The sequence below is a fragment of the Rhodoferax koreense genome, assembly GCF_001955695.1.
GTDB lineage: Bacteria > Pseudomonadota > Gammaproteobacteria > Burkholderiales > Burkholderiaceae_C > Rhodoferax_B > Rhodoferax_B koreensis.
The window spans coordinates 257,880-279,936 of the sequence record NZ_CP019236.1; the positions used below are offsets into that span (position 1 = coordinate 257,880).

The 22,057-nt window shown below is 61.6% G+C and carries 19 protein-coding genes and 2 pseudogenes; 8 read left to right on the forward strand and 13 right to left on the reverse strand.

The genetic code is table 11. The features are described 5' to 3' along the window. The 4 genes and pseudogenes from gmtX to gmtY form a co-directional block, all read right to left on the reverse strand. Positions 1-732, reverse strand: coding sequence for a gamma-mobile-trio protein GmtX (gene gmtX, locus RD110_RS01195; protein ID WP_076195913.1), 732 nt, complete (start codon positions 730-732; stop codon positions 1-3). A gap of 19 nt (positions 733-751) precedes the next feature. Beyond that, a pseudogene (gene radA / locus RD110_RS01200) lies at positions 752-2,118 on the reverse strand (DNA repair protein RadA). Beyond that, positions 2,090-5,071 carry a gamma-mobile-trio integrase GmtZ gene (gene gmtZ, locus RD110_RS01205; RefSeq protein ID WP_076195915.1) on the reverse strand — a complete coding sequence of 994 codons (2,982 nt, stop codon included), beginning with the start codon at positions 5,069-5,071 and terminating at the stop codon, positions 2,090-2,092. Before gmtZ ends, radA begins: the two are co-directional and overlap by 29 nt. 9 nt (positions 5,072-5,080) lie before the next feature. Next, positions 5,081-6,529 (reverse strand): gamma-mobile-trio recombinase GmtY, encoded by a 1,449-nt coding sequence (gene gmtY, locus RD110_RS27395; RefSeq protein WP_083686050.1) that lies wholly within the window; start codon positions 6,527-6,529, stop codon positions 5,081-5,083. A gap of 348 nt (positions 6,530-6,877) precedes the next feature. On the opposite strand from gmtY, the pseudogene RD110_RS01215 reads away from it, so the two are divergent. From RD110_RS01215 to RD110_RS01240, 6 genes and pseudogenes are all read left to right on the forward strand, one after another. Continuing rightward, positions 6,878-7,465 (forward strand): annotated as a pseudogene (locus RD110_RS01215) (magnesium chelatase domain-containing protein); the annotation flags it as partial. Positions 7,466-7,499: 34 nt separating this feature from the next. After that, on the forward strand, positions 7,500-7,931 hold the full coding sequence (locus RD110_RS01220; RefSeq protein ID WP_076195919.1) for a glycerate kinase: 432 nt from the start codon (positions 7,500-7,502) through the stop codon (positions 7,929-7,931). A gap of 91 nt (positions 7,932-8,022) precedes the next feature. Further along, a complete protein-coding gene (locus tag RD110_RS01225; protein WP_076204206.1) occupies positions 8,023-8,961 on the forward strand; it encodes a branched-chain amino acid transaminase in 939 nt (312 codons plus the stop codon). A gap of 2 nt (positions 8,962-8,963) precedes the next feature. Further along, a complete protein-coding gene (locus tag RD110_RS01230) occupies positions 8,964-9,173 on the forward strand; it encodes a zinc-finger domain-containing protein (protein ID WP_076195921.1) in 210 nt (69 codons plus the stop codon). Next, entirely contained in the window at positions 9,163-10,173 is a 1,011-nt protein-coding gene (gene waaF / locus RD110_RS01235) for a lipopolysaccharide heptosyltransferase II (protein WP_076195923.1), read from the forward strand. The genes RD110_RS01230 and waaF overlap by 11 nt, the downstream gene beginning before the upstream one ends. Positions 10,174-10,302: 129 nt before the next feature. Then, the gene (locus RD110_RS01240) at positions 10,303-10,785 is read left to right on the forward strand and encodes a nuclear transport factor 2 family protein (protein ID WP_076195925.1); all 483 of its coding nucleotides are present in this window, start codon (positions 10,303-10,305) and stop codon (positions 10,783-10,785) included. A 70-nt stretch (positions 10,786-10,855) separates the two neighbouring features. On the opposite strand, the gene RD110_RS01245 is transcribed toward RD110_RS01240, so the two are convergent. Then, the gene (locus RD110_RS01245) at positions 10,856-12,088 is read right to left on the reverse strand and encodes an FAD-dependent oxidoreductase (RefSeq protein ID WP_076204209.1); all 1,233 of its coding nucleotides are present in this window, start codon (positions 12,086-12,088) and stop codon (positions 10,856-10,858) included. A gap of 95 nt (positions 12,089-12,183) precedes the next feature. Here RD110_RS01245 and bla point away from each other — a divergent pair, with 95 nt between their 5' ends. Next, entirely contained in the window at positions 12,184-13,119 is a 936-nt protein-coding gene (gene bla, locus RD110_RS01250) for a class A beta-lactamase (RefSeq protein WP_076195927.1), read from the forward strand. Positions 13,120-13,131: 12 nt separating this feature from the next. On the opposite strand, the gene RD110_RS01255 is transcribed toward bla, so the two are convergent. The 3 genes from RD110_RS01255 to RD110_RS01265 all read right to left on the reverse strand — a co-directional run bounded on the left by RD110_RS01255 (position 13,132) and on the right by RD110_RS01265 (position 16,973). Continuing rightward, positions 13,132-14,562, reverse strand: coding sequence for a sensor histidine kinase (locus tag RD110_RS01255; protein WP_076195929.1), 1,431 nt, complete (start codon positions 14,560-14,562; stop codon positions 13,132-13,134). 157 nt (positions 14,563-14,719) lie between these two features. Next, positions 14,720-15,436, reverse strand: a complete 717-nt coding sequence (locus RD110_RS01260; protein WP_076195931.1) for a response regulator — start codon at positions 15,434-15,436, stop codon at positions 14,720-14,722. 166 nt (positions 15,437-15,602) lie between these two features. Continuing rightward, on the reverse strand, positions 15,603-16,973 hold the full coding sequence (locus RD110_RS01265; protein ID WP_239467148.1) for an AmpG family muropeptide MFS transporter: 1,371 nt from the start codon (positions 16,971-16,973) through the stop codon (positions 15,603-15,605). Between the two features lie 31 nt (positions 16,974-17,004). On the opposite strand from RD110_RS01265, the gene RD110_RS01270 reads away from it, so the two are divergent. Then, positions 17,005-17,850 (forward strand): M48 family metallopeptidase, encoded by an 846-nt coding sequence (locus tag RD110_RS01270; protein ID WP_076195935.1) that lies wholly within the window; start codon positions 17,005-17,007, stop codon positions 17,848-17,850. A 124-nt stretch (positions 17,851-17,974) separates the two neighbouring features. On the opposite strand, the gene RD110_RS28780 is transcribed toward RD110_RS01270, so the two are convergent. The 5 genes from RD110_RS28780 to RD110_RS01290 all read right to left on the reverse strand — a co-directional run bounded on the left by RD110_RS28780 (position 17,975) and on the right by RD110_RS01290 (position 22,031). Continuing rightward, positions 17,975-18,097: a PIN domain-containing protein gene (locus RD110_RS28780; RefSeq protein ID WP_275425859.1), complete on the reverse strand. Its 123-nt coding sequence runs from the start codon at positions 18,095-18,097 to the stop codon at positions 17,975-17,977. Beyond that, a complete protein-coding gene (locus RD110_RS01275) occupies positions 18,097-18,360 on the reverse strand; it encodes a type II toxin-antitoxin system prevent-host-death family antitoxin (protein ID WP_076195937.1) in 264 nt (87 codons plus the stop codon). The genes RD110_RS28780 and RD110_RS01275 overlap by 1 nt, the downstream gene beginning before the upstream one ends. Positions 18,361-18,444: 84 nt before the next feature. Then, positions 18,445-19,908, reverse strand: coding sequence for an NADP-dependent succinate-semialdehyde dehydrogenase (gabD, locus tag RD110_RS01280; protein WP_076195939.1), 1,464 nt, complete (start codon positions 19,906-19,908; stop codon positions 18,445-18,447). A gap of 13 nt (positions 19,909-19,921) precedes the next feature. Next, positions 19,922-20,755, reverse strand: coding sequence for an ABC transporter permease (locus RD110_RS01285; RefSeq protein WP_076195941.1), 834 nt, complete (start codon positions 20,753-20,755; stop codon positions 19,922-19,924). A 22-nt stretch (positions 20,756-20,777) separates the two neighbouring features. Next, on the reverse strand, positions 20,778-22,031 hold the full coding sequence (locus tag RD110_RS01290; RefSeq protein WP_076204211.1) for an ABC transporter permease: 1,254 nt from the start codon (positions 22,029-22,031) through the stop codon (positions 20,778-20,780). Positions 22,032-22,057: the final 26 nt, after the last annotated feature.

Consider the following 22,057-nt stretch of genomic DNA (forward strand, 5'->3'; position numbering starts at 1 on the left):
CTATCTAGAGGTTTTGAGCGGGGCCAACGCGCTTGCGCCATCGCGGATCTCAAGGGGCGAAGTTTCCGGACCGGCAACAACTTTGGAAACTGCAGTCAAGAACCCTGGTTTAAAGATTTGCCGTCCTGCATTGGTCAAAATCCTGCCATATGCATCTTTCTTCCACCCTTCATCAACAAGCAACCGCTCGCTAATGGCGTGTAATAAAGCGTCGCGCTCAGAACTGGTGAATGTCACTGTCGCAGGTAAAGCTTCAAACCCGATCGGTAATGATCGGTCATTTGCCGAAGGCGTTGACTTGACAGGGCCACTTCCGCCGCGTAAATCGATGGTGACATCGGTATTCGCTTTAAGTAGGTTAATCTCGCGTTTAAGCTTTTTATTCTCAGCTAGCACTGCTCCCATCAAAGCTCGAACCGCCGGATTATCAATCTGATCTAAGACCGTCGTGAAAGGGTCCTCTGCAACTGGGCGGGGCTTTTTCTCTTCACCGCCCACATGTGCTGACCAAACTGCGATCAGTGCTTTGAAGTCGTCACCAGTACGATTGTGGATCGTCGATGCGGCGGGACCGCCCGCGATTTTTGCGTACTTCGCGACCGTCGCTATGGTGAAATCTTTGCTGCCACGTTCAGACTGTTCTTTGCAAACCGCATGAATTATTTCAAGATTGCGTTGCTTTCGCGGGTTTGATTTGGCTTTCAGTTGAACTAAAAAATCATCAGGATGCATTTGATTCTTTCAACTGTGGTCAAGCTTTGCCATCATGCAGGTCGCGAACGGATTCAATTGCATCCTCTATTCGGTCCACCAAATGAACGGTCAATCCTTCGATCGGTTTCTTGGGGGCATTAGCTCGTGGAATAAGCGCGACGCGGAAACCCAATTTTGCTGCTTCCTTTAAACGCTCCTGTCCGCGTGGGGCGGGACGCACCTCTCCGGCTAGTCCGACTTCCCCAAACGCCACAAAGCCCGTCGGAAGAGCCTTGCCTCGAAGGCTACCGTGAATAGCGAGCAGAACAGCCAAATCGGCCGCGGGCTCGCTGATCCGTACACCACCCACTGCGTTGATAAACACGTCCTGGTCGGTGCATGAAATTCCTGCATGACGATGCAGCACGGCGAGGAGCATCGCTAACCGGTCCTTCTCTAAGCCGACGCTGAGCCGCCTCGGATTTGCTCCACCACTGTCCACCAGCGCCTGTATCTCGACCAAGAGCGGTCGAGTGCCTTCTAAAGTGACTAGCACGCATGATCCTGGAACTGGATCTTCATGGGTCGAAAGAAATAGAGCGCTAGGGTTTGTCACTCCCTTGAGCCCTCTTTCGGTCATACCGAAGACCGCAAGTTCGCACATTCCAAATCGGTTTTTTATGGCTCTGACAAGCCGGAAACTTGAGTGCGAATCACCCTCGAAGTAGAGCACCGTGTCGACTATGTGCTCCAACACGCGAGGGCCTGCGAGTGCACCGTCCTTCGTCACGTGCCCGACGAGAACGATGCTGCACCCTGTTGCCTTAGCCGTTCTTGTGAGATGAGAAGCGCATTCCCTGACCTGGGCGACCGACCCGGGAGCGGATGTCAACTCTTCACTGTACAAAGTCTGAATGGAGTCGATGATCACAAAAGCTGGCTTTGTTGCGTCGATCGTTTGGAGAATCTTTTCAAGATTGATCTCAGTGAGAACGTGGATTGGCCTGTCTCCAAAACCAAGACGCTGCGCACGTAGTGCAACCTGATGTGCACTCTCCTCTCCGCTGACATATAAGACATCCATGGCCTGTGACAGCGATGCGGCCGCCTGCAACAGGAGCGTTGATTTGCCGATACCGGGATCGCCTCCGATCAGCACAACTCCTCCAGCCACGATGCCTCCGCCTAGCACTCGATCTAGTTCATCTAGGCCAGTAGGTATTTGGCGTACGTCCTCTGCGGGTATTTGGTTGAGAAGCTTCGCAGGCTGACTTGCAGCAAGACCTTTAAAGCGATTTTTGCTTGGCCCAGTGCTCTCGGCTCGGGTTTCAATGAGCGTGTTCCATGAGCCGCAGTTGGGGCATTTCCCTAGCCACTTCGCTGTGACCCCCCGCATTCACTGCAGGTGTAAGCTGTTTTGGCCATCGTTTTGGTTTCCGTATGAGGTTATTTTGAGACCAGGACGAGCGAGCACCCGCTGCGGCAATCCCGTTGAAATTTCTCCTTCGATTAACTCTTGGGTCGCTTCAACCAATCCAATTTCTTGCAACAGGCGTGTTCCTTCGACGAAGTCGAGAGCGGTCTTCAACGATCCAGTTCTCGCTTGGATGAGTTGCATGACTGCATTGCCGGCGGCGAGTTGTTGCTCAGGCGTGAGTTTAAAGAAGACAGGGCCTAGTCCGTTCATTTCGAGCATGACATCGAGTGTTTGGCTTCTTTCCAAGCACGGTTTACGTGCATCGATTTCCGGATATACGACAGCGTTCTCGCACAAGACTTGTAGTTGATGGAGTTTCGAGGCATCTTGGTAGAAACCAACTTTCACATCAGATATATTTCCAGCGGCGACCAATTGAACTGCGCCTTTGTGTTCGTCATTTAAGATCTCTAAGCTTCGCCGAATCAAATGGTAAGTAGCCTGCAAATCATTGACTGCTTTACTTAGGCCTTCAGCCTCGGCCTCATACCTCTGTTGAAATTTTTGCAGATCTAGTGCACCGGTAAACGCTAGGCCGGCATTCTCGCAATCGAACCGTTGATTTTCCAAATCGGAGACTTTGGCCTGCAAGTCGTTATGTCGCTCGGACTGTTCATGAGCAAGAAAACTCAAGGTGTTGAAATGCGCATGTAGACCTGGTAAAAAAGCAGGCCCTGTTAGAAAGAATCTGCAACGTGGGCAGTTTCTCTCTTTTGGCCATCCAGGTACCGGACCAAAAGAGCCTTTTCTCTCAAGTTCCTCTCCGCCGCTGCTACACATCGATGCTGATACGGGGCAAATTCCCTTATCTTCCACAATGAAAGACGCGGCGCTGCTCTGTTCTACGGCTGCCGCAAATGCATCGGGCGAAAAGCAAGCTAATCGATTTTCAAGCTGTTCAACTGAAGCGTCTTTCAACCATCGAATGTGATTTTTCTGATCAATTTCCAACTGCCGCCGTTCGGCTAACTCCATGGTTTCACGCATGTATTCCTTACCAAACTTGGTGTAATAGATCGTCATGAGAATGCGCGAATGGCCTGCGATCAACTTAGAAACCACAGCAAGAGGCAGTTGCACATCGAGAACTAAATAGCTGATCAGTGACACGCGCAGGCTATGCATTGGGTAATGCGTGGTGCGCCGGTCACTGTGTGCAAACTCAATTTGACTTCCGTCTTCTAGTCGCTCACCACGTTGATGCACCATCCTTTGTAAATCGTGCAATAGATGAAACCAGGGAACATCCAATGCGGCTGATGTAATCGGCTTCTTCTTGTCATCTCCTTGGCCTGCTGCATCCCTGAATAAAAAGCATGCCGCGCCGCGCTCAGCTAAGACACTGGGAGCCGGCTTTATTCTTCCAAAATGTTTGGCGTCAAGGGTATTCCATGGCGTGGGTTCAATGATCGGGTTATACCGTTCCTGCCAATTGCGCAGTTTTTCGAGCCAGTAAAGAACTTCCGCGTGAGCCCATGGGATCACGTATCCCTTTTTGTTTTCGGGTTTATTGATGTCGGCTGTCTTGTTCGTGTTTACATAAATGCCAGCATCCGCTTCGTTAAGCGTTCTATGAAAAACACCGGTTTGGCGGGGGCGTGCAGGCGTGCCTCGAGCTAAGGTTGATTCACTACGTACGAACGTTCCAGTCCCAGCTCCGTTGGTGCGCACGTATCGCCAAGTATCCGATTCACCGGAATCAAGCATCCGAACTTGGAAAGTGCGAAGTGGAAGCTCAAGTTTTAGATACAGTGCCACAGCACGAACCGGGCTCCACATCTCTGTGACAATCTCTGGGAGATTATTTTGCTGCTGCTCCCATCTACTGGTTTCACGGTATCGAATAACACAATCGGGATCCCCATGATCCGGCGGAATAAAATCGATATAAAACCAGTCGCCGCCAGCAGGATCACCACGATCATCTTGCATTCGCTTCCAATCACAGAAATTCGGACCTTGTGCCACCATTTTCCGGAGGTCGTTGATATAGCGTATCGAGAGCGGGGCCCGCACGGACTCATTAGGAGTTTCAAGGCCAGAATAACTAGCCTTTTTAAACGGGTTTCGCAAATCAGTGGGAATAACTCGATTTTCATCTGAGCCATCGCTGAAAGAAAATTTCTCTTTAAGTACCCAGTCCAAAAATTCCGTGACATAGTTATGCACAGAAACGTCCGTTGACGCTTTAATCCCAGGGTTTCGAAGTTTTGATGTCACATACGATTCAAGAAAATCCGGCAATGAATTTTTCCGACTGAAAAAAGCAAGCGGATTTTGTGTGACATTTTTGGGAATAAGATACCTATCAAAAAATGCTCTTACAGCATTGAGCCGCTTTTCTCTCGGTGAGTCTGGCAATGTTATCCACTCACGAGCAAAATCACACCATGGCCCCATTTTTGGATGCGGCTGACGAATGTCTGGAAAATCGAGATTACTTCTATGCTTGTTATATCTAGTGGTATCCCTAGGGAACGGGTGCATCAGGCCCGATTGAACAACCCTATAGCCGTCGCCATCAATAGAAGAGAAATATGTATATAAAACCCAATTCAAAAATTCAGAAATCGTTCCATGATATTGATTGATCGTGCTCTTGGATAGGTCGAAATCATTTTTGAGTATCGAGACAAAATCAGGCAGCTGACTACTTGAGTCAAAGAGTGCAACTGGATCTTTGCTTATTGAGTTTTTTTTAATGTATCCAAAGAAAAAGCAAGTTAAGGCGGTCTGCTTTGTGTAGCGATTAGTTGTCTCCAAACTAAACCACTCTGCAGCATACTTGGACCAGGCGGCGAATTCTTTGTCAGATTGGCAAAGGAATTTAAAATCTGCGTCGAAAGTCAGATCGATATTTTCGGGTCCACCCAGTCGGTTATAGTTTCTTTTTCTCGCCATTTTCTTGTCTTAATCGAAATGTTTTTTAAAATAATCACTCAAGCTTAACTGCGGAAATCCAAAATCCACAGGGTTTGATGCTGGGGTGATGTTTAAGTCGGAATTTTCGGATGTTATCTCTTCAAAGATCTTCGATATTTGATTTATATCTGGCTCGGTATATACGACTTGCGCCTTCATTGATTTATGGTGAAGGGCCTTTTTTATTACTAATTCATTTACCTTGGCTTCAGCAAGTCGGCGTCCAAAATCATGCCGATGGCCATGAGGAGTTGTGCCCTCAAATTTCGAATAGGAGAGTCCAATTCTTTTGACTGCTGCTTTATGGGCGGATTGGAAAGAATCAAGCGCGTAGGGTTTTCCAGAGAGGGTAACAAATGCAAACGGGTGATCATTGAATTGCGCTCTGCGAATTAAATAAAGAGACCAAATTTTTAGGAAGAGCTCGCCCGCCCATGTTGGGAACCAATGTACGTGCATGCTTTTCGTGCTGTCGGTTAGTAAATTGTTTTTCCAGCCTGCATACATCTGGCTGGTATCCTTGTAGTCTGTCCGCGGGAGAAGACCATATTTGCCCTTCAGATAATTTGCTCTATTTGTATTGATCGGTTTTCCTATGGCGTCCTTCCAATCTAAGGGAGCTTTGCCTTCAGATGGGTGAAAGACTCGGACATTTGCCATTTGAGGATTGATGACGTCTGGTCGTATATCATGGACGTATATGTGAAACGGCTCGGAAACGCGCAGCCCACCATAATGCATCAGCATCGTGATTAAGATGTCCCTCAGATTCAATCCACCAAGTCCATCGGATGAGTTCTTGCGTGGAACCAAGAAGCCGTTAAATAATAATTTTCCAATTGAATCACCCGGAAAGCGTTTTGTCGCCGCGTGATCTATGGCTGGCTCTCTTTTTAGTAGGACGTTTCTAGCTTGGCTCATTTCGATCGCTGCGACGTTCTTATTCCACGTGTGTCCTAAAAATGCGTTCCTGTTTGCATGCTGCCAAGATGCCCAAGCGAGAATCTCTTCGACATGATTGGCAGGCCTCCAGGGATTTATAGGGCTTTGGGAGTAACCTTCTTTTACCATCCAATCAGAGAACTCAGACAATGGACCAACTAACTGCCTGACCAATGTTGAATTTTTCCCAGTCCAATAAAGCTCACTCGGATCTTTCCCATCAGCTCCAACGGTTCCTGAATAAAGTCGCTTCACGAAGCCGCCGAATAGCTTGTCTGCACTCGAGAAGATATTCTGATTTGAGCTTATGTAGTCGATCAGTAAGCTTACCGCTTGATGTAGTTTTATTAGCCAACTCGCGCTTCGATAAAGGTTTTCTTCGACAAAGCGTAGAAGCGGAATAATTGGACCATTGTCTGTAAGTATTACCAAGGCATTGGTCGTGACGCCAGTATTGTCGGTAATAAGATTGCAATATCGGCGAACGTGATTCATTGATTGGCTTATTTATTTTTTTCTAAAGAAAATTTATTATTCTTAATAGGTTGCGCTCTTGCCCTGTTGTAGCCTTTCGAGGCGTCAAGCTGTACTAAACAACAAGCAAATCACAACCTTCGGAACCTGCCGCAAGGCCATGGTCGGAACATCCGTTCCGGTGCGTCTCACCGTTCAGATCTGCTCTCCCGAGCAGTCTGGAGCTACTTCCGAGGCTTGTGGTAATCGGTAAATTATCACACCCCATTTGAGCTAACCAAGTGTGCTTATCACCAAGTTCAGCGAACAGTTCTTGATGGCAAAGACGGTTTTTAGAGATGATCAGTATGTAACGGTAACACCCCATATGAGATCGGCGTCTTCGCCATGACTGAGCGCGGCCTGAAGGGCGTGACCAACCCGAGCGCGATCTTCCTGAGCCAGCATGCCGAGCCCGTGCCCGGCAGTTGCGTGCTGGTCACCCTGGAGGGCACGCGGCCGATGCTGGTCGAGATCCAGGCGCTGGTCGACACTGGCGGCCCGAGCCCGCGGCGCCTGAGCGTCGGCCTGGACCGCGACCGCTTGGCCATGCTGCTGGCCGTGCTGCACCGCCACGCCGGCATCTCGTGCATGGACCAGGACGTGTTCGTCAACGCCGTGGGCGGCGTGCGCATCAGCGAGCCCGCGGCCGACCTGGCCGTGCTGCTGGCCATCACCTCGAGCCTGCGCGGCAAGCCGCTGCCCAAGGGCTTCATCACCTTCGGCGAAGTGGGGCTGGCGGGCGAGGTACGGCCCGCGCCGCGCGGCCAGGAGCGGCTGAAGGAAGCCGCCAAGCTCGGCTTCAGCGTGGCGGTGGTGCCCAAGGCCAATGCGCCGAAGAAGCCGATCGAAGGCTTGACGGTGCATGCGGTCGAGCGGGTGGAGGAGGCGATGGAGGTGGTACGTGGTCTTACCTGAAGGCGATCCCCATCGGCCTGCGAAAATGCCGCCCATGAAATTGATGAAATACGTCCCCATGCTGGTCGGCGTCGCGCTGACCGTCTTCGCCTACCAGCGCTTCGGCTGGCAGGGCGTGCTGGTCGTCACCGGCGGCATCGTGATGTGGGCGCTGCTGCACATCACGCGCACGATGAAGGTGATGCAGAACGCGGCCAACCGGCCGATCGGCTATGTCGGCAGTGCCGTCATGCTGAATGCCAAGCTCAAGCCGGGCATGACGCTGCTGCACGTCATCGCCATGACCAAGGCGTTGGGCGAGCAAATCTCGGCCAAGGACGTGCAGCCCGAAATCTTCCGCTGGACGGACGGCACGCAGTCGCGCGTGGACTGCGAATTCGCCGACGGCAAGCTCGTGCAGTGGGCGCTGTTCCGCCCCGTGCAGGCCGACGACGCCAACGGCGCAACAGGCGCGCCCGCGCCGTAAAATCAGCCGCTTCGCCCGAAAAACCACGCGCGGAACCGGCGTTGCCCTGCCGGATTCCGCCAGAACACCCCACAAGGACGCCCGCATGAGCCTGATCCCCCCAGCACCTTCCATGTCCGACCGCGACGGCAAAATCTGGATGGACGGCCAGATGGTCGACTGGCGCGATGCCAAGATCCACGTGCTGACCCACACGCTGCACTACGGCTGCGGTGCGTTCGAAGGCGTGCGCGCCTACAACGGCGTCAAGGGCACGGCGATCTTCCGCCTGGAAGAGCACACGGAGCGCCTGTTCAACAGCGCCAAGATCCTGCGCATGAAGATCCCGTTCACCAAGGAAGAAGTGAACGAGGCGCAGAAGGCCGTCGTGCGCGAGAACAAGCTGGAAAGCTGCTACCTGCGCCCGCTGACCTGGATCGGCGACCGCAAGCTCGGCGTCTCGCCCAAGGGCAACACCATCCACCTGATGGTGGCCGCCTGGGCCTGGGGTGCCTACCTGGGCGACGACGGCATGACCAAGGGGATCCGCGTCAAGACCTCCAGCTACACCCGCCACCACGTCAACATCACCATGACGCAGGCCAAGGCGGTGAGCAACTACACCAATTCCATCCTGGCCAACACCGAGGCGCTGGACGACGGCTACGACGAGGCGCTGCTGCTCGATGCCTCCGGCTTCGTCAGCGAAGGCTCGGGCGAAAACGTGTTCGTCGTGAAGAACGGCGTGGTCTACACGCCCGACCTGTCGGCTGGCGCGCTGAACGGCATCACCCGCAACACCGTCTCGCACATCTGCAAGGACCTCGGGCTGGAACTGGTGCAAAAGCGCATCACCCGCGACGAGGTCTACATTGCCGACGAAGCCTTCTTCACCGGCACCGCCGCCGAAGTCACGCCGATCCGCGAGCTCGACCGCATCGAGATCGGCAGCGGGACGCGGGGTCCGATCACCGAAAAAATCCAGAGCGCCTTCTTTGACATCGTCAACGGCCGCAACGAAAAATACGCCCACTGGCTCGCGAAAGTCTGAACATGTCCACCAATGCCGTCGTTGAATTACTCGCCAAGGATCTGAACCCGCAAGGCGGTGTGTTCTGCCCCAGCCTCAAGGCCGACATGAAGCTGTGGAATAACCACCCCAAGGTCTACCTCGACGTAGCCCGCACCGGCTCGGCCAAGTGCCCGTATTGCGGCACGGTCTATCAGTTGAAAGCGGGCGAGCACTTCGCCGGTGGCCACTAACAGCCTCGTCGTCGCGCCCCAGTGGATCGGGGACGCGGTGATGACCGAGCCGCTGATGCGCCGCCTGGCCGCGCGCGGCGAGCGGCTTACCGTCGGGGCCTTGCCCTGGGTGGCGCCGGTGTACCGCGCCATGCCGCAGGTGGCCGAGGTCATCGATTTCCCGTTCCAGCACGGCGGCCTGCAGTGGGCCGCGCGGCGCGCCATGGCCGCCCAGCTCAAGGGCCGTTTCGACGCGGCCTATGTGTTGCCGAATTCGCTCAAGAGTGCGCTGCTGCCCTTTCTGGCGCGCATTCCGCGACGCGTGGGCTACCTGGGCGAATCGCGCATCGGCCTGCTCAACGAACGGCTCAGGAATCCGCCCCGGGACGTGCGTCCGCCAATGGTGGCGTTCTACTCGGCGCTCAGTGGCGAAAGCAACGTTGACGTCGATGTGCCGCACCTGGCAATGAATCCGCAGCAGGTCCAAGAAGCCCTGGCGGCACTCCACCTGCAGCGCGGTGCGTATGCCGTGTTCGCGCCCGGCGCCGAATACGGCCCGGCCAAACGCTGGCCCGCCAGCCATTTCGCAGGGCTGGGCCTGCGGCTGGATGTACCCGTGGTGCTGCTCGGCTCCGGCAAGGAGGCGGCGCTGTGCGAGGAGATCGCCTCGGCGGTCAACGCGCAGCGCCCGGGTTGGGCCCAAAACCTCGCAGGAAAAACAACGCTGGCGCAGGCGCTGTCTGCGATATCAGCTACCAAATTGGTAGTGAGCAACGATTCCGGCCTGATGCATGTGGCGGCGGCCTTCGGCGTCGCGCAGGCGGCCATCTTCGGATCGAGCAGCCCGCTGCACACGCCGCCCTTGAACGATCGCGCCGCCGTGGTGTGGCTCAAGCAGGACCCGGCCTACCAGCCGCCGCTGGACTGCGCGCCATGCTTCCAGCGCGAATGCCCGCTGGGGCACACGCGTTGCCTGGTCGATGTAACGCCGGAGCGGGTGCTGGCGGGCTTGGCCGCCTAGCAGTGTCCATCAAGGCGTGCTGCCGGCCCGAATTGTTCCGACGTTGGCAATGGTGAATTGGGCCGGGTGTGCATTCCGCTCGGGGCGGCGACGCCCTACAGTGCATGCACCACCCTTCAGGAGCCCGCCATGAACATCCCCGCCGAAGCGCCCCGCCCGCCCTTGCCACCCTTCAGCCGCGAAACCGCCGTGCAGAAGGTGAGGCTGGCCGAGGACGCCTGGAACAGCCGCGACCCGCAGCGGGTGGCCCTGGCCTACACGCCCGACAGCCGCTGGCGCAACCGCGCCGAGTTTCCGCGCGGCCGTGCCGAGATCGTGCAGTTCCTGCAGCGCAAATGGGAGCGTGAACTGGACTACCGGCTCATCAAGGAACTGTGGGCCAACGACCGCGACCGCATCGCCGTGCGCTTCGCCTACGAATGGCATGACGCGGCCGGCCAGTGGTATCGCGCCTATGGCAATGAAAACTGGCAATTCGATGCCCACGGCTTCATGGCCGAGCGCCACGCCAGCATCAACGACCTGCCGATCGCCGAAGCCGACCGCAAGTTCCACTGGCCGCTCGGCCGCCGGCCCGACGACCACGCCAGCCTGAGCGATCTCGGCCTGTAAAGCCGGGAAGGGGCTCGCCGGAATCGCCGAGCCGCCGGCGCGGCAAGGTACGGCGTGTGCGAATCACGAATCATGGAACCGGTGTCATTGCCTGCGTCTGCACACGTTCGGCGCGAAACCCATAACCCACGAGCCGTGCCGGCAGGTTGCGCACCGCGCGAAATTGCAGCAGCCAGCGCAGCAGACCGGGGACTTCGATCGGCTTGGCGCTGTGCGCGAGGGCGCGCGAGATCAGGCGTTGCTGGACTTGCAATTGCAGCGCCTGGATCAGCCTGGTGGGTGCTTCGCGCCGGCTTTGCACGCGGCGCAGCAGCGCTTCGTCGATGGGGCCACCGGCCCGAAGCGTGGGCGCGAGCAGGTTGGAGGCGGCCACGGCGTCCTGGATCGCGAGGTTGATGCCCACGCCGCCGATGGGCGACATCGCGTGCGCCGCATCGCCGATCAGCAGCAGGCCCGGACGCGTCCAGCGTGCGAGCCGATCCACGCGCACTTCGAGGGTCTTCACTTCCTCCCACGCCGTCAGCACCTGCAGACGCCCGTGGAAAAACGGGGCGAGTTTTTCGATGGCCGTCCGCAAGACGCCGAGCGGCCCCGCGCGCCAGTCCGCGTCGCTGCCCTTGGGCACCACGAAGGCGGCCTGCCAATAGTCGCCGCGGTTCAGCAACACCATCATGTGGCCTTCGCTGAAACTCGCGAAGGTGTCGTCGGGGTCCGTGGCTTCACGCGGCAGGCGGAACCACATCACGTCCATCGGCGCGCCGTAGTCGGTGGCGGTGAGCCCGGCGGCGCTGCGCAGCGTTGAATGCCGGCCGTCACACGCGATCACCACCTCCGCGCGGATGTCGAATTCGCCCTCGGGCGCGCGCACGCGAACGCCGCAGACACGGCCACCTTCTTCGATCAGGGCCGTGGCTGCATGCCGCATGCGCAGGTCGAAATGGGCATAACGCCGCCGGCCCTGCGAGGCGATGAAGTCGAGGAAGTCCCACTGCGGCACGAGCGCCATATAGGCAAAGGGCTTCAGCCCGCGGAAGTCGATCGCCGGCTGCAGCCGCGTGCCGAAACGCATGCCGAGGTGATCCACTTTCTGCTGCGGCAGTTGGTCGAAGGCCGCCAGCAGGCCGATGTCGTCGAGCACACGCAGCGTGGACGGATGTACGGTGTCGCCGCGAAAGTCGCGCAGGAAGTCCGCGTGTTTTTCGAGCACCACCACCGGCACGCCCGCACGCGCCAGCAGATAGCCGAGCACCATGCCGGCCGGGCCGCCGCCGGCGATGCAGCAATGCGTGTGGATGACGGGCATGGCGAACTCCTGGCCGGGTCGATTGCGCATGTTAGCCCGCGGCGCCGGCCGCGCCGTCTGGCATATTCCCGGACGACACCAAGCGAACCAACACCATGCAAAGACGAGACTTCACCCAAAAAGCTGCGAAGGCTGCCATCGCCGCGCTCGCCGCCATCGCTGCCTCGGGCTGCGCGTTACCGCGGTCCGGCCCGAGCGCTGCGGCGAGCGATGCGCCGGCCGCGCGTTTTCGCCAGCGCATGCAGGCCATCGAACAGGCCAGCGGCGGCCGGCTCGGCGTGGCCGTGCGCGACACGCATTCCGGTGCGGCTTTTGCCCATCGTGGCGGCGAGCGTTTTCCGCTGTGCAGCACCTTCAAGTTCCTGGCGGCGGCGCAGGTGCTGGCGCGCGTGGACAGCGGCGCGGAGCAACTCGACCGGCGCATCGCCGTGCTGGCTTCCGACTTGGTTCCATATGCCCCCGTGACCCAGCCGCGTGTCGGCGGCGAACCGATGACGGTGGCCGAGCTATGCGACGCCGCCGTCACCCTCAGCGACAACGTGGCCGGCAACCTGCTGCTGCGCAGCTTCGGCGGGCCGGCGGCGCTTACGGCCTACTTGCGCGGACTGGGGGATGGGCAGACCCGGCTCGACCGCATCGAGCCCGAGCTGAACCAGGCGCTGCCCGGCGACCCGCGCGACACCACCACGCCCGAGGCCATGTTGCAGACCCTGCACCGCATCGTGCTCGGCGACGCCCTGTCGCCACCCTCGCGTGCACAGATCACCCGATGGCTGGTGGACAACAAGACGGGCGACCGGAAGATCCGCGCCGCCTTGCCCGCGGGCTGGCGTGTCGGCGACAAGACCGGCGCCGGGGCGTTCGGCACGAACAACGACATCGCCGTGCTCTGGCCGCCGGGCCGACTGCCAATGCTGCCGGTGTTGGTCACCGCCTACCTCACCGACACCAGCGCCGACCAGGCCGTGCGCGACCAGGCCCTGGCCGAGGTCGGCCGCCTGGTGGTGGCGCTGGCGACCGGTGCGGCCTGAGCGCGCCGCCGTTCAGGCCGCGCTCGGCAGGTCGATGACGAAACAGGCGCCGCCGCCTTCGCGGCCTTCGCAGCGCACGCTGCCGCCGTGGCGTTCGGCGATCGATTTCACCAGCGCCAGGCCCAGCCCCACGCCGCCGTCGCGCTCGCTCGCGCCGGGCAGGCGGTAGAACGGCTCGAAGATGCGCTCGCGCTGGTCGGGCGGTACGCCGGGGCCGCGGTCGAACACTTGCAACACCGCACGGTCGGCTGTGTGCTGCAGCGTCACGGTCACCGGGCCGGTGGTGTAGCGGCGCGCATTCTCGAGCAGGTTGCGCACGGCGCGGCGCAGCAGCTTGGTGACGCCGCGCACGGCCACCGGCGGGCCTTCGGCTTCTCCGGTGTCTTCTGTTTCGGCCGATGCGAGCGCGCCAGGCACGCTGTCGGGGTCGCCTTCCTGGTTGCCTTCGAAACTCGCGCCGAGCCGTGCGCATTCCTCGGCCACCAGGCCGGTCATGTCGACTTCTTCCACGGTGCCGAGATCGGCTTCACGCGCGTCGAGCCGGCTCGCCAGCAGGATCTCTTCGATGAGTTCGTCCAACTCGCCGATGTTGCGCGCGATCTCGTTCTTGAAGGTCGGCGACGGCGTCGAACCCATGAGCTCGATGCCCATGCGGATGCGCGTCAGCGGCGAACGGAGTTCGTGCGAGGCATTGGCCAGCAGGGACTTCTGCGACTGCAGCAGCGTCTTGTGGGAGGCCACCAGCGTCTCGATGCGCTCGGCCGCGTAGTTGAAGCGCTGCGCCAGCAGGCCGGCTTCGTCGCGCCCGTGGATCGGCACCCGCGCCGACAGGTCGCCCCGGCCCCATTGGTCGACGCCGCGCTGCAGCGATTCGAGCCGCCGCGTGAGCCGGCGGATGATCGGGTACATGGCCAGCGCCATGGCCACGCCCACCAGGCCGAGCATCCAGAAAAAGCCGAACGGCGGCCGGTTCCACCACGAGGAGCGCGGCGGGCGCGGCAGGTGTACCAGCAGGCGCTGCCCGTCCTGCATGCGCACCACGAACTCCGGGCCGCGCGAGACGGGCGCGCGGCTTCCCGGTTCGCCGGGCGACTGCATCTCGCCTTCGGCCACCGGTGACTTGGCCTCGTCGGTCTCGTCGTCATCGGACGGCGGCGGCGGTGGCGCTTCGGTATCGGCCACGCCATACGACGGGCCGGGTAGCCCGCGGTGCGAACCCGCACGGCGGGAAACGCCCTTGCCGATGATCTGCCCGGCATCGTTGCGCACCACCACATCGCGCAGCGGCGGGTCGGTGGCCATGCGCCAGGCCCAGCCCACCAGCATGGTCAACACCGCCACCGCCAGCAGCACCGCGATCCAGATGCGCACGTACAGCCGCTGCAGCAACGCGGGCAAAGTGGGCCCGGGCAGTGTGGACTCGTCGATTTCAGTTGCAGGCATGTGTGGTTACGAGGCGATGCGCAGCGAGCCGCCAATTCCAGAACATCGCGGAACTGGCTTTGCCAGGCCGCAGATGTTGCCCCCTGCAAGCCTGTCCTGAGCCTGTCGAAGGAGGGGGAGGAGCGACACGCAGTGCGCGACTTGGGGGTGTGCCTATTCAGTCTTGTTGTTTCGCAAAAACGTAGCCCGCGCCGCGCACGGTCACGATGCGTTTCGGGTTCTTCGGGTCGGCCTCGATGGCGGCGCGGATGCGGCCCATGTGCACGTCGATGGAGCGGTCGAAGGCCTCGAGCTCGCGGCCACGCACGGCTTCCATGATCTGGTCGCGCGACAGCACGCGGCCGGCGCGTTCGGCCAGCGCCACCAGCAGGTCGAACTGGTAGGCGGTCAGGTCGCACAACTGGCCGGCCACGGTCACGGCGCGCGCATCGCGGTCGATCTCCAGCGAGCCGAAGCGCAGCAGCTTGTTGGCCACGGGTGCACCCTCGACGCGGCGGCGCAGGATGGCGCGGATGCGCGCCAGCAGTTCGCGCGGCTCGAAGGGCTTGGGCAGGTAGTCGTCGGCGCCGAGTTCGAGGCCGATGATGCGGTCCAGCGGATCGCCCTTGGCGGTGAGCATCAGCACCGGAATCTGCGCCATGTCGCCCTGCGCGGCGCGGATGCGGCGGCAGACTTCGAGGCCGTCCATGTCGGGCAGCATGAGGTCGAGGATCACGAGCTCCGGCGCGGTGCCAGACGGCGGGTTCTGCAGGTGCGTGAGGCCGGCCTGCGCCGTGGCGCATTCCGTCACCGTGAAACCGGACTGCCCGAGGTACTCGCCCACCATGTGGGCCAGGCGGGAGTCGTCTTCGATCATCAAAAGTTGTGCGCTCATGGGGTCAGTCTAGCCTTTGCGGTGGTTTTGAGCCATGTTGTTCCCTTGCCGCCACCCTGCGTTGTAGGCGCTGTAAAGTAAAGTAAAACCGGCGCAGGCCAGGGCGCCAGTTTTCAGGCCAAATCGACGCTCAAGGCCGTTCAGTACTGCGCGTGCCGCTATCGATTCAGGAGTTGACGATCTTGGCCGCGGCGACCGCCGGAACATGGGGCCGCACTTCCAGCCGCGAGGCCAGCCATACCAGCAGCAGCACCGGCACACCCAGCAGCGCGGTGGCGGTGAAGAAATTGGCGTAGCCGTACAGGTCCACCGCCTTGCCCGAGAAGCCCGCCAGCCACTTCGGCAACAGCAGCATCATCGAGCTGAACAGCGCGTACTGGGTGGCCGAATAACTCACGTTGGTCAGGCTCGACAGGTAGGCGATGAAGGCCGCCGAGGCGATGCCGCCGGCCAGGTTGTCCGCCGACACCACGGCCACCAGCGCCGTCACGTCGTGCCCGCGCGTGCCGAGCCAGGCGAACAGCAGGTTGCTGGCCGCGCTCAGCAGCGCGCCGAGCATCAGCACCCGCATCGTGCCCAGCCGCATCGACAACACGCCGCCGATGAACGCGCCCACCAGCGTCATGACCACGCCGAAGACCTTGGTGACGCTGGCCACCTCGTCCTTGGTGTAGCCCATGTCCACGTAGAACGGGTTGGCCATGATGCCCATCACCACGTCGCTGATGCGGTAGGTGGCGATCAACGCCAGGATCAGCGCGGCTTGCCAACGGTAGCGGCGGATGAAGTCGGCGAATGGGTCGACGAGCGCGCCGCGCAGCCATTCGGCGGCGTTGCGGCTCGGCGGGATCGCCTGCTGCGCGGGCTCGGGCGAGAACAGCACGGTGACCACGCCGACCAGCATGCTGGCCGCCATCACCAGGTAGGCCGTCTGCCAGGCGCCGTGCTGGTAGCCGGCCACGCCTGCGACCTCGGAGCGCGCGGCGATCCACAACACGCCGGCGCCGGCCCAGATCATCGCCAGCCGGTAGCCTGTCTGGTAGGCGGCGGCCAGCGCGGCCTGGCGGTCGGTGGCGGCCGATTCGATGCGGAACGCGTCGAGCGCGATGTCCTGCGTGGCCGAACAGAAGGCCACGGCCAGCGCCCCCCATACGATGGGTTCGAGCAACACCTTCGGGTCGGTGACGGCCATGCCGACCAGCGCCGCCATGATGCCGAGCTGCGACAGCAGCAGCCAGCTGCGCCGACGGCCCATGAAACGCGTGAGCAGCGGGATCGGCATGCGGTCCACCAGCGGCGACCAGACCCATTTGAAGGCGTAGGCGAGGCCCACCCAGCTCAGGTAACCGATGGTGGTGCGGTCGATGCCGGCCTCGCGCAGCCAGAAACTCAGCGAGCCGAACACCAGCAGCAGCGGCAAACCGGCCGAGAAACCCAGCGACAGCATGCGCAGCGTGGCCGGCTCCAGGTAGACCTTCAGCGTGGCGCGCCAGGGCAGTTTCGATGGGCTGGGTTCTGTAAGGGGTTTGGCTGACATGGGCGGCGGGAAGTTCTGACTATTATTAGCCATGTGTTTTTCATGCGACCTCAAAACCCCCGGTGCCTCGCCCTGGTCCAGCCGCCGCGGCTTTCTGCTGGCCGCTGGTGCCAGCGCCGTCGCCGTGCCGTCGCTGGCGCAGGTCGACGTGGGCAACGCGTCCGCCATGCGCCAGCTCGTGCCCGCCGAAACCCTGGAAGCCTCGGCCACGCAGCAGTACAGCAAAATGCTCGCCGAAGCCAAGTCCAAAGGTGCGCTCGCGCCCGACGGCAACCCGCAATTGCAGCGCTTGCGCACCATCGCAGCAAGGCTGATCCCGCTGACCGCGCAATGGAACGACCGCGCGCGCCAGTGGCGCTGGGAGGTCAACCTCATTGGCAGCAAGCAGATCAACGCGTTCTGCATGCCCGGCGGCAAGATTGCGTTCTACACCGGCATCCTCGACCAATTGAAGCTCACCGATGACGAGGCGGCGATGATCATGGGCCACGAAATGGCGCATGCGCTGCGCGAACACGCGCGTTCGCGCCTGGCCAAGACGCAGGCCACGAGCATGGGCCTGTCACTTGGCGCGCAACTGCTCGGGCTGGGGCAGCTCGGCAACATCGCGGCCGACATGGGCACGCAACTCGTCACGCTGAAGTTCAGCCGCGATGATGAGACCGAGGCCGACCTGGTCGGCCTGGAACTCGCGGCGCGCGGCGGCTACGATCCGCAGGCCTCGGTCAGCTTGTGGCAGAAGATGGCCAAGGCTTCCGGCGGCGCGGGCGGGCCGGGCTTCCTGTCCACCCACCCGAGCGGGCCGAACCGCATCCGCGAGCTGCAGGCCAACGTGCCGCGGGTGCAGGGCTTGTACGAGCAGGCGAGGAAGCGGTAGGCCACTGGCCTCGCGTCAGGCGTTCAAGGCGCGAACGGATTGACGATCTGCGCGCCGGTGCCGTTGAAGTCGGCCAGGTTGCGCGTCGCCACCACGATGCCGTGTTCCACCGCCGTGGCCGCAATCATCGCGCCGGCTGGCGGGCAGCCCAGGCCCGGACCTCGGCCGACTGGTTCGGCTTGCCATGGCGCAGTTCCGAGAGGACGTTGGTGTCCAGGATGAACACCGGCGGAACAGTTTGCGGCATCAGCCGAGTTCGACCGAGCGGAACTCGACCTCCAGCCGCGGCGCCTCGAATTCGAAGTCGGCCGCGTCGCCGGGCAAGGCGTCCATCACGTCCAGCAGCGACGCTTCCTGGTGTCCGGCCAACTGGTAATAGTCTTCGATCTTCAGCAGGGCAAAGGCTGGCCGGCCGCGGTCGGTGATGAACACCGGGCCATCGGCCGCTGCACGTTTGGCGGCACCGACATCACGCGTGAAATTGCGGCTCGAAAAAGTATGAACGGACATCTGATTCTCCTTGGATGAGGAGAGTAGGGACCTCAATGCATGTGTGTTATGACATTGAGGCCGTCTGGTCAACGCACCGGCTCCTCAAAGACTCTTCAACCCACCCATGCAAAGGTACTTCACAACCACGTAGTCGTCGATCCCGTACGACGAGCCCTCGCGCCCCAGGCCCGACTGCTTCACGCCGCCGAAGGGCGCGACTTCGTTGGAGATCAGGCCGGTGTTGATGCCGACCATGCCGTACTCCAGCGCCTCGGCCACGCGCCAGATGCGCGCGATGTCGCGGCTGTAGAAATAGCTGGCCAGGCCGAATTCCGTGTCGTTGGCCATTTGCACCACTTCGGCGTCCGTCTTGAAGCGGAACAGCGGCGCCAGCGGGCCGAAGGTTTCCTCGCGGGCCACGAGCATGTCGGCGCTGGCGTTGGCCACTACGGTGGGCTCGAAGAAGGTGTGGCCCAAGGCGTGGCGCTTGCCGCCGGTCAACACCTTGCCGCCCTTGGCGACGGCGTCGGCGATGTGCGATTCGATCTTCTCCACCGCCGCGCCATCGATCAGCGGGCCCTGTTCCACGCCGGGCTCGGTGCCAGCGCCCACCTTCAGCGCCTGCACGGCCTTGACGAGTTTGGCGGCGAAGGCGTCGTACACGCCGTCCTGCACGTAGAGCCGGTTGGCGCAGACGCAGGTCTGGCCCGCGTTGCGGTACTTGGAGGCGATGGCGCCGGCCACGGCCTCGTCGAGGTCGGCATCGTCGAAGACGATGAACGGCGCGTTGCCGCCGAGCTCTAACGACAGTTTCTTGATGCTCGGCGCGCTTTGCGCCATCAGCAGCCTGCCCACTTCGGTGGAGCCGGTGAAGCTGAGCTTGCGCACGATGGGGTTGGCCGTGAGTTCGCCGCCGATGGCGCGCGCGTCGCCGGTCAACACGCTGAACACCCCGGCCGGCACGCCGGCCTCTTCGGCCAGCACCGCCAGCGCCAGGGCCGAGAACGGCGTGCTTTCCGCCGGCTTGAGCACCATGGTGCAGCCAGCCGCCAAGGCCGGGCCGGCCTTGCGCGTGATCATCGCGGCGGGGAAGTTCCACGGCGTGATGGCCGCGCAGACGCCGATCGGCTCCTTCACCACGAGGAGGCGTTTGTCATTCGCGGGGGACTGCAGCGTGTCGCCGTTCACGCGTTTGCCCTCTTCGGCGAACCACTCGATGAAGGAGGCGGCATAGGCGATCTCGCCCTTGGATTCGGCCAGCGGCTTGCCTTGCTCGGCGGTCATGATGGCGGCTAGGTCGTCGGTGTGGGCCAGCATCAGGTCGTTCCACTTGCGCAGGATGGCGCTGCGTTCCTTGGCCGTCTTGCGGCGCCAGGTGGCCCAGGCCGTCTGCGCCGCGAGGATGGCCCGGCGCGTCTCGGCCGCGCCCATTTCGGGCACGTGGCCGAGCACTTCGCCGGTGGCGGGGTTCGTGACTTCGAACGTGGCGCCGCTGTCGGCATTGCACCACTGGCCATCGAGGTAGGCCTGCTGGCGGAAGAGTTCGGGTTTGCGGAGTTTCAGCATGGGTTTCCTTCTATCAAGCGCCTCGGCGAGCGGCGCGTCCTCTGAGCCATTCAAGACTCAGCAGCAAGGTGGTGGAGAACAGGATCAGGATGGTCGCCAAGGCGGCGATCGTCGGGCTGATGTTTTCCCGGATGCCGGTGAACATCTGGCGCGGCAGTGTCACCTGCTCGGCGCCGGCGAGGAATAGCGTGACGACGACTTCGTCGAACGAGGTGGCGAACGCGAACAAGGCGCCCGAGATCACACCCGGCGCGATCAGCGGCAGGGTGATGCGGAAGAACGTGGCCAGTGGACTTGCGCCCAAACTCAGGCTGGCGCGCACCAGGTTGTGGTTGAAACCCTGCAGCGTGGCCAGCACGGTGGTGACGACGAAGGGCGCACCCAGCGCGGCATGGGCCAGGATCAGCGCGGTGTAGCTGTCCGACAGGCCCAGCGGCGCGAAGAACAGGTACATGCCCACGCCGACCACGATCACCGGCACCACCATCGGCGAGATCAGCACCGCCATCAAGAGCGCCTTGCCGCGGAACTCGGCCTTGGCCAGGCCAGTGGCGGCCAGGGTGCCGAGCACGGTGGCGATGAGCGTCGCGGCCGGTGCCACGATGAAGCTGTTCTTCGCGGCGCGCATCCATTCCTCGGCCTCGAACAGGTTCTGGTACCAGCGCAGCGAGAAGCCGGTGATCGGATAGGCCAGGAAGCTGCTGTCGCTGAACGACAGCGGCACGATGGCCAGGATCGGCAGTACCAGGTACAGCAGCACCAGCGCGCACAGGCCGCGCAGGGTGTAGTACCAGGCGCGCTCGGCCAGCGAGGTGTAGGGCGGGAAGGTGTGGAGCAGGGTGCGCATGGTGGGTCCGTGTCCTTGGATGTCAGCGGATGTTGGCGTTGGCATTGGTCTGCACGATGCGCTGGTACACCGCGTACAGCACCAGCGTGGCCGCCAGCAGCAGTGCACCCAGGGCGCACGCCATGCCCCAGTTGACGGCCTGGTTGGTGAAGTAGGCGACGTAGTAGCTCACCATCTGGTCGCCCGGCCCGCCGAGCAGCGCCGGTGTGATGTAGTAGCCGATGGCGGTGATGAACACCAGCAGCACACCGGCGGCGATGCCCGCGTAGGTTTGCGGCACGTACACGCGCCAGAACGCGGCGAACGGATGGCTGCCCAGCGAGATGGCGGCGCGCTGGTAGGTCGGCGGAATCGCCTTCATCACGCTGTACAGCGGCAGGATCATGAACGGCAGCAGGATGTGCACCATGGAGATGGTCACGCCAGTACGGTTGAACAGCAGCGCGATCGGCCCGCTGGTGACGCCCAGCGCCATGAGGCCCGTGTTGACCAGGCCCGACTGCTGCAGCAGCACCACCCAGGCGGCGATGCGCACCAGCACCGAGGTCCAGAACGGGATCAGCACGCAGATCATCACCAGGTTGGCTTGGCGCGCCGGCAGGGTGGAGGCCCAGTAGGCCAGCGGGAACGCGATCAGCAGTGCCAGCGCGGTGGTGAGCGCGCCGATCCACAGCGTGCGGCCGAAGATGTCGAGGTAAATGGCGCCTTCGGGCGGCGCCTTGTGGATGCTGCCGAAGTTGTCCTGCTGCAGGTCGAGCGAGGCCAGCAGGAAGAAGGGCGTGGTGCGGCTGCCGTTCTTGGCGATGGCCTGCCAGTAGGGCAGTTCACCCCAGCGTGCATCGATGGCGACGAGGGCCGCCTTGGCGTCGCCTTCGACAGGCATGGCGCGCGCCGTCTTGGTGACCAGCGAGCGGTAGCCGCTGATCTCGTTGTTGAGCCGGCGCGCGAGTTCGCCTGCCGCGTTGCCCTGGCGGGCCGTGGCCAGGTCGGCAGCCAGGGCCGTGAACGCAACGTCGGGCGGCAGGGCCTTGCGGTCCCAGTGGGCCAGTGCGGCCACGGTCTGCGGCAAGGCGTTCGGGATCTCGGGGCTGGCCACGGCGCGCTGCAGCAGCGCACCGATGGGCACCGCGAACACCACCAGCAGGAACAGGGCCAGCGGCGCGATCAGCGCGAGGGCCGAGGCCTTCTTGCGCAGCTCGGCGCGCCGCAGCTCCTGCTTGAGTTTGCGCTGGGCGGCGACAGGGGCGGCGACAGGGGTGGCGGGGGGCGCGGTCATGGCTGGCGTGGACGCGGCACCGCCCA

Bases quoted from the DNA above. Each gene is read 5' to 3' on its own strand.
- gmtX (WP_076195913.1), bottom strand. From the start codon at position 732: ATGCATCCTGATGATTTTTTAGTTCAACTGAAAGCCAAATCAAACCCG.
- gmtZ (WP_076195915.1), bottom strand. From the start codon at position 5,071: ATGGCGAGAAAAAGAAACTATAACCGACTGGGTGGACCCGAAAATATC.
- gmtY (WP_083686050.1), bottom strand. From the start codon at position 6,529: ATGAATCACGTTCGCCGATATTGCAATCTTATTACCGACAATACTGGC.
- RD110_RS01220 (WP_076195919.1), top strand. From the start codon at position 7,500: ATGAAATTGATGAAATACGTCCCCATGCTGGTCGGCGTCGCGCTGACC.
- RD110_RS01230 (WP_076195921.1), top strand. From the start codon at position 8,964: ATGTCCACCAATGCCGTCGTTGAATTACTCGCCAAGGATCTGAACCCG.
- RD110_RS01240 (WP_076195925.1), top strand. From the start codon at position 10,303: ATGAACATCCCCGCCGAAGCGCCCCGCCCGCCCTTGCCACCCTTCAGC.
- RD110_RS01245 (WP_076204209.1), bottom strand. From the start codon at position 12,088: ATGCCCGTCATCCACACGCATTGCTGCATCGCCGGCGGCGGCCCGGCC.
- bla (WP_076195927.1), top strand. From the start codon at position 12,184: ATGCAAAGACGAGACTTCACCCAAAAAGCTGCGAAGGCTGCCATCGCC.
- RD110_RS01255 (WP_076195929.1), bottom strand. From the start codon at position 14,562: ATGCCTGCAACTGAAATCGACGAGTCCACACTGCCCGGGCCCACTTTG.
- RD110_RS01260 (WP_076195931.1), bottom strand. From the start codon at position 15,436: ATGAGCGCACAACTTTTGATGATCGAAGACGACTCCCGCCTGGCCCAC.
- RD110_RS01265 (WP_239467148.1), bottom strand. From the start codon at position 16,973: ATGTCAGCCAAACCCCTTACAGAACCCAGCCCATCGAAACTGCCCTGG.
- RD110_RS01270 (WP_076195935.1), top strand. From the start codon at position 17,005: ATGTGTTTTTCATGCGACCTCAAAACCCCCGGTGCCTCGCCCTGGTCC.
- RD110_RS28780 (WP_275425859.1), bottom strand. From the start codon at position 18,097: ATGCCGCAAACTGTTCCGCCGGTGTTCATCCTGGACACCAACGTCCTC.
- RD110_RS01275 (WP_076195937.1), bottom strand. From the start codon at position 18,360: ATGTCCGTTCATACTTTTTCGAGCCGCAATTTCACGCGTGATGTCGGT.
- gabD (WP_076195939.1), bottom strand. From the start codon at position 19,908: ATGCTGAAACTCCGCAAACCCGAACTCTTCCGCCAGCAGGCCTACCTC.
- RD110_RS01285 (WP_076195941.1), bottom strand. From the start codon at position 20,755: ATGCGCACCCTGCTCCACACCTTCCCGCCCTACACCTCGCTGGCCGAG.
- RD110_RS01290 (WP_076204211.1), bottom strand. From the start codon at position 22,031: ATGACCGCGCCCCCCGCCACCCCTGTCGCCGCCCCTGTCGCCGCCCAG.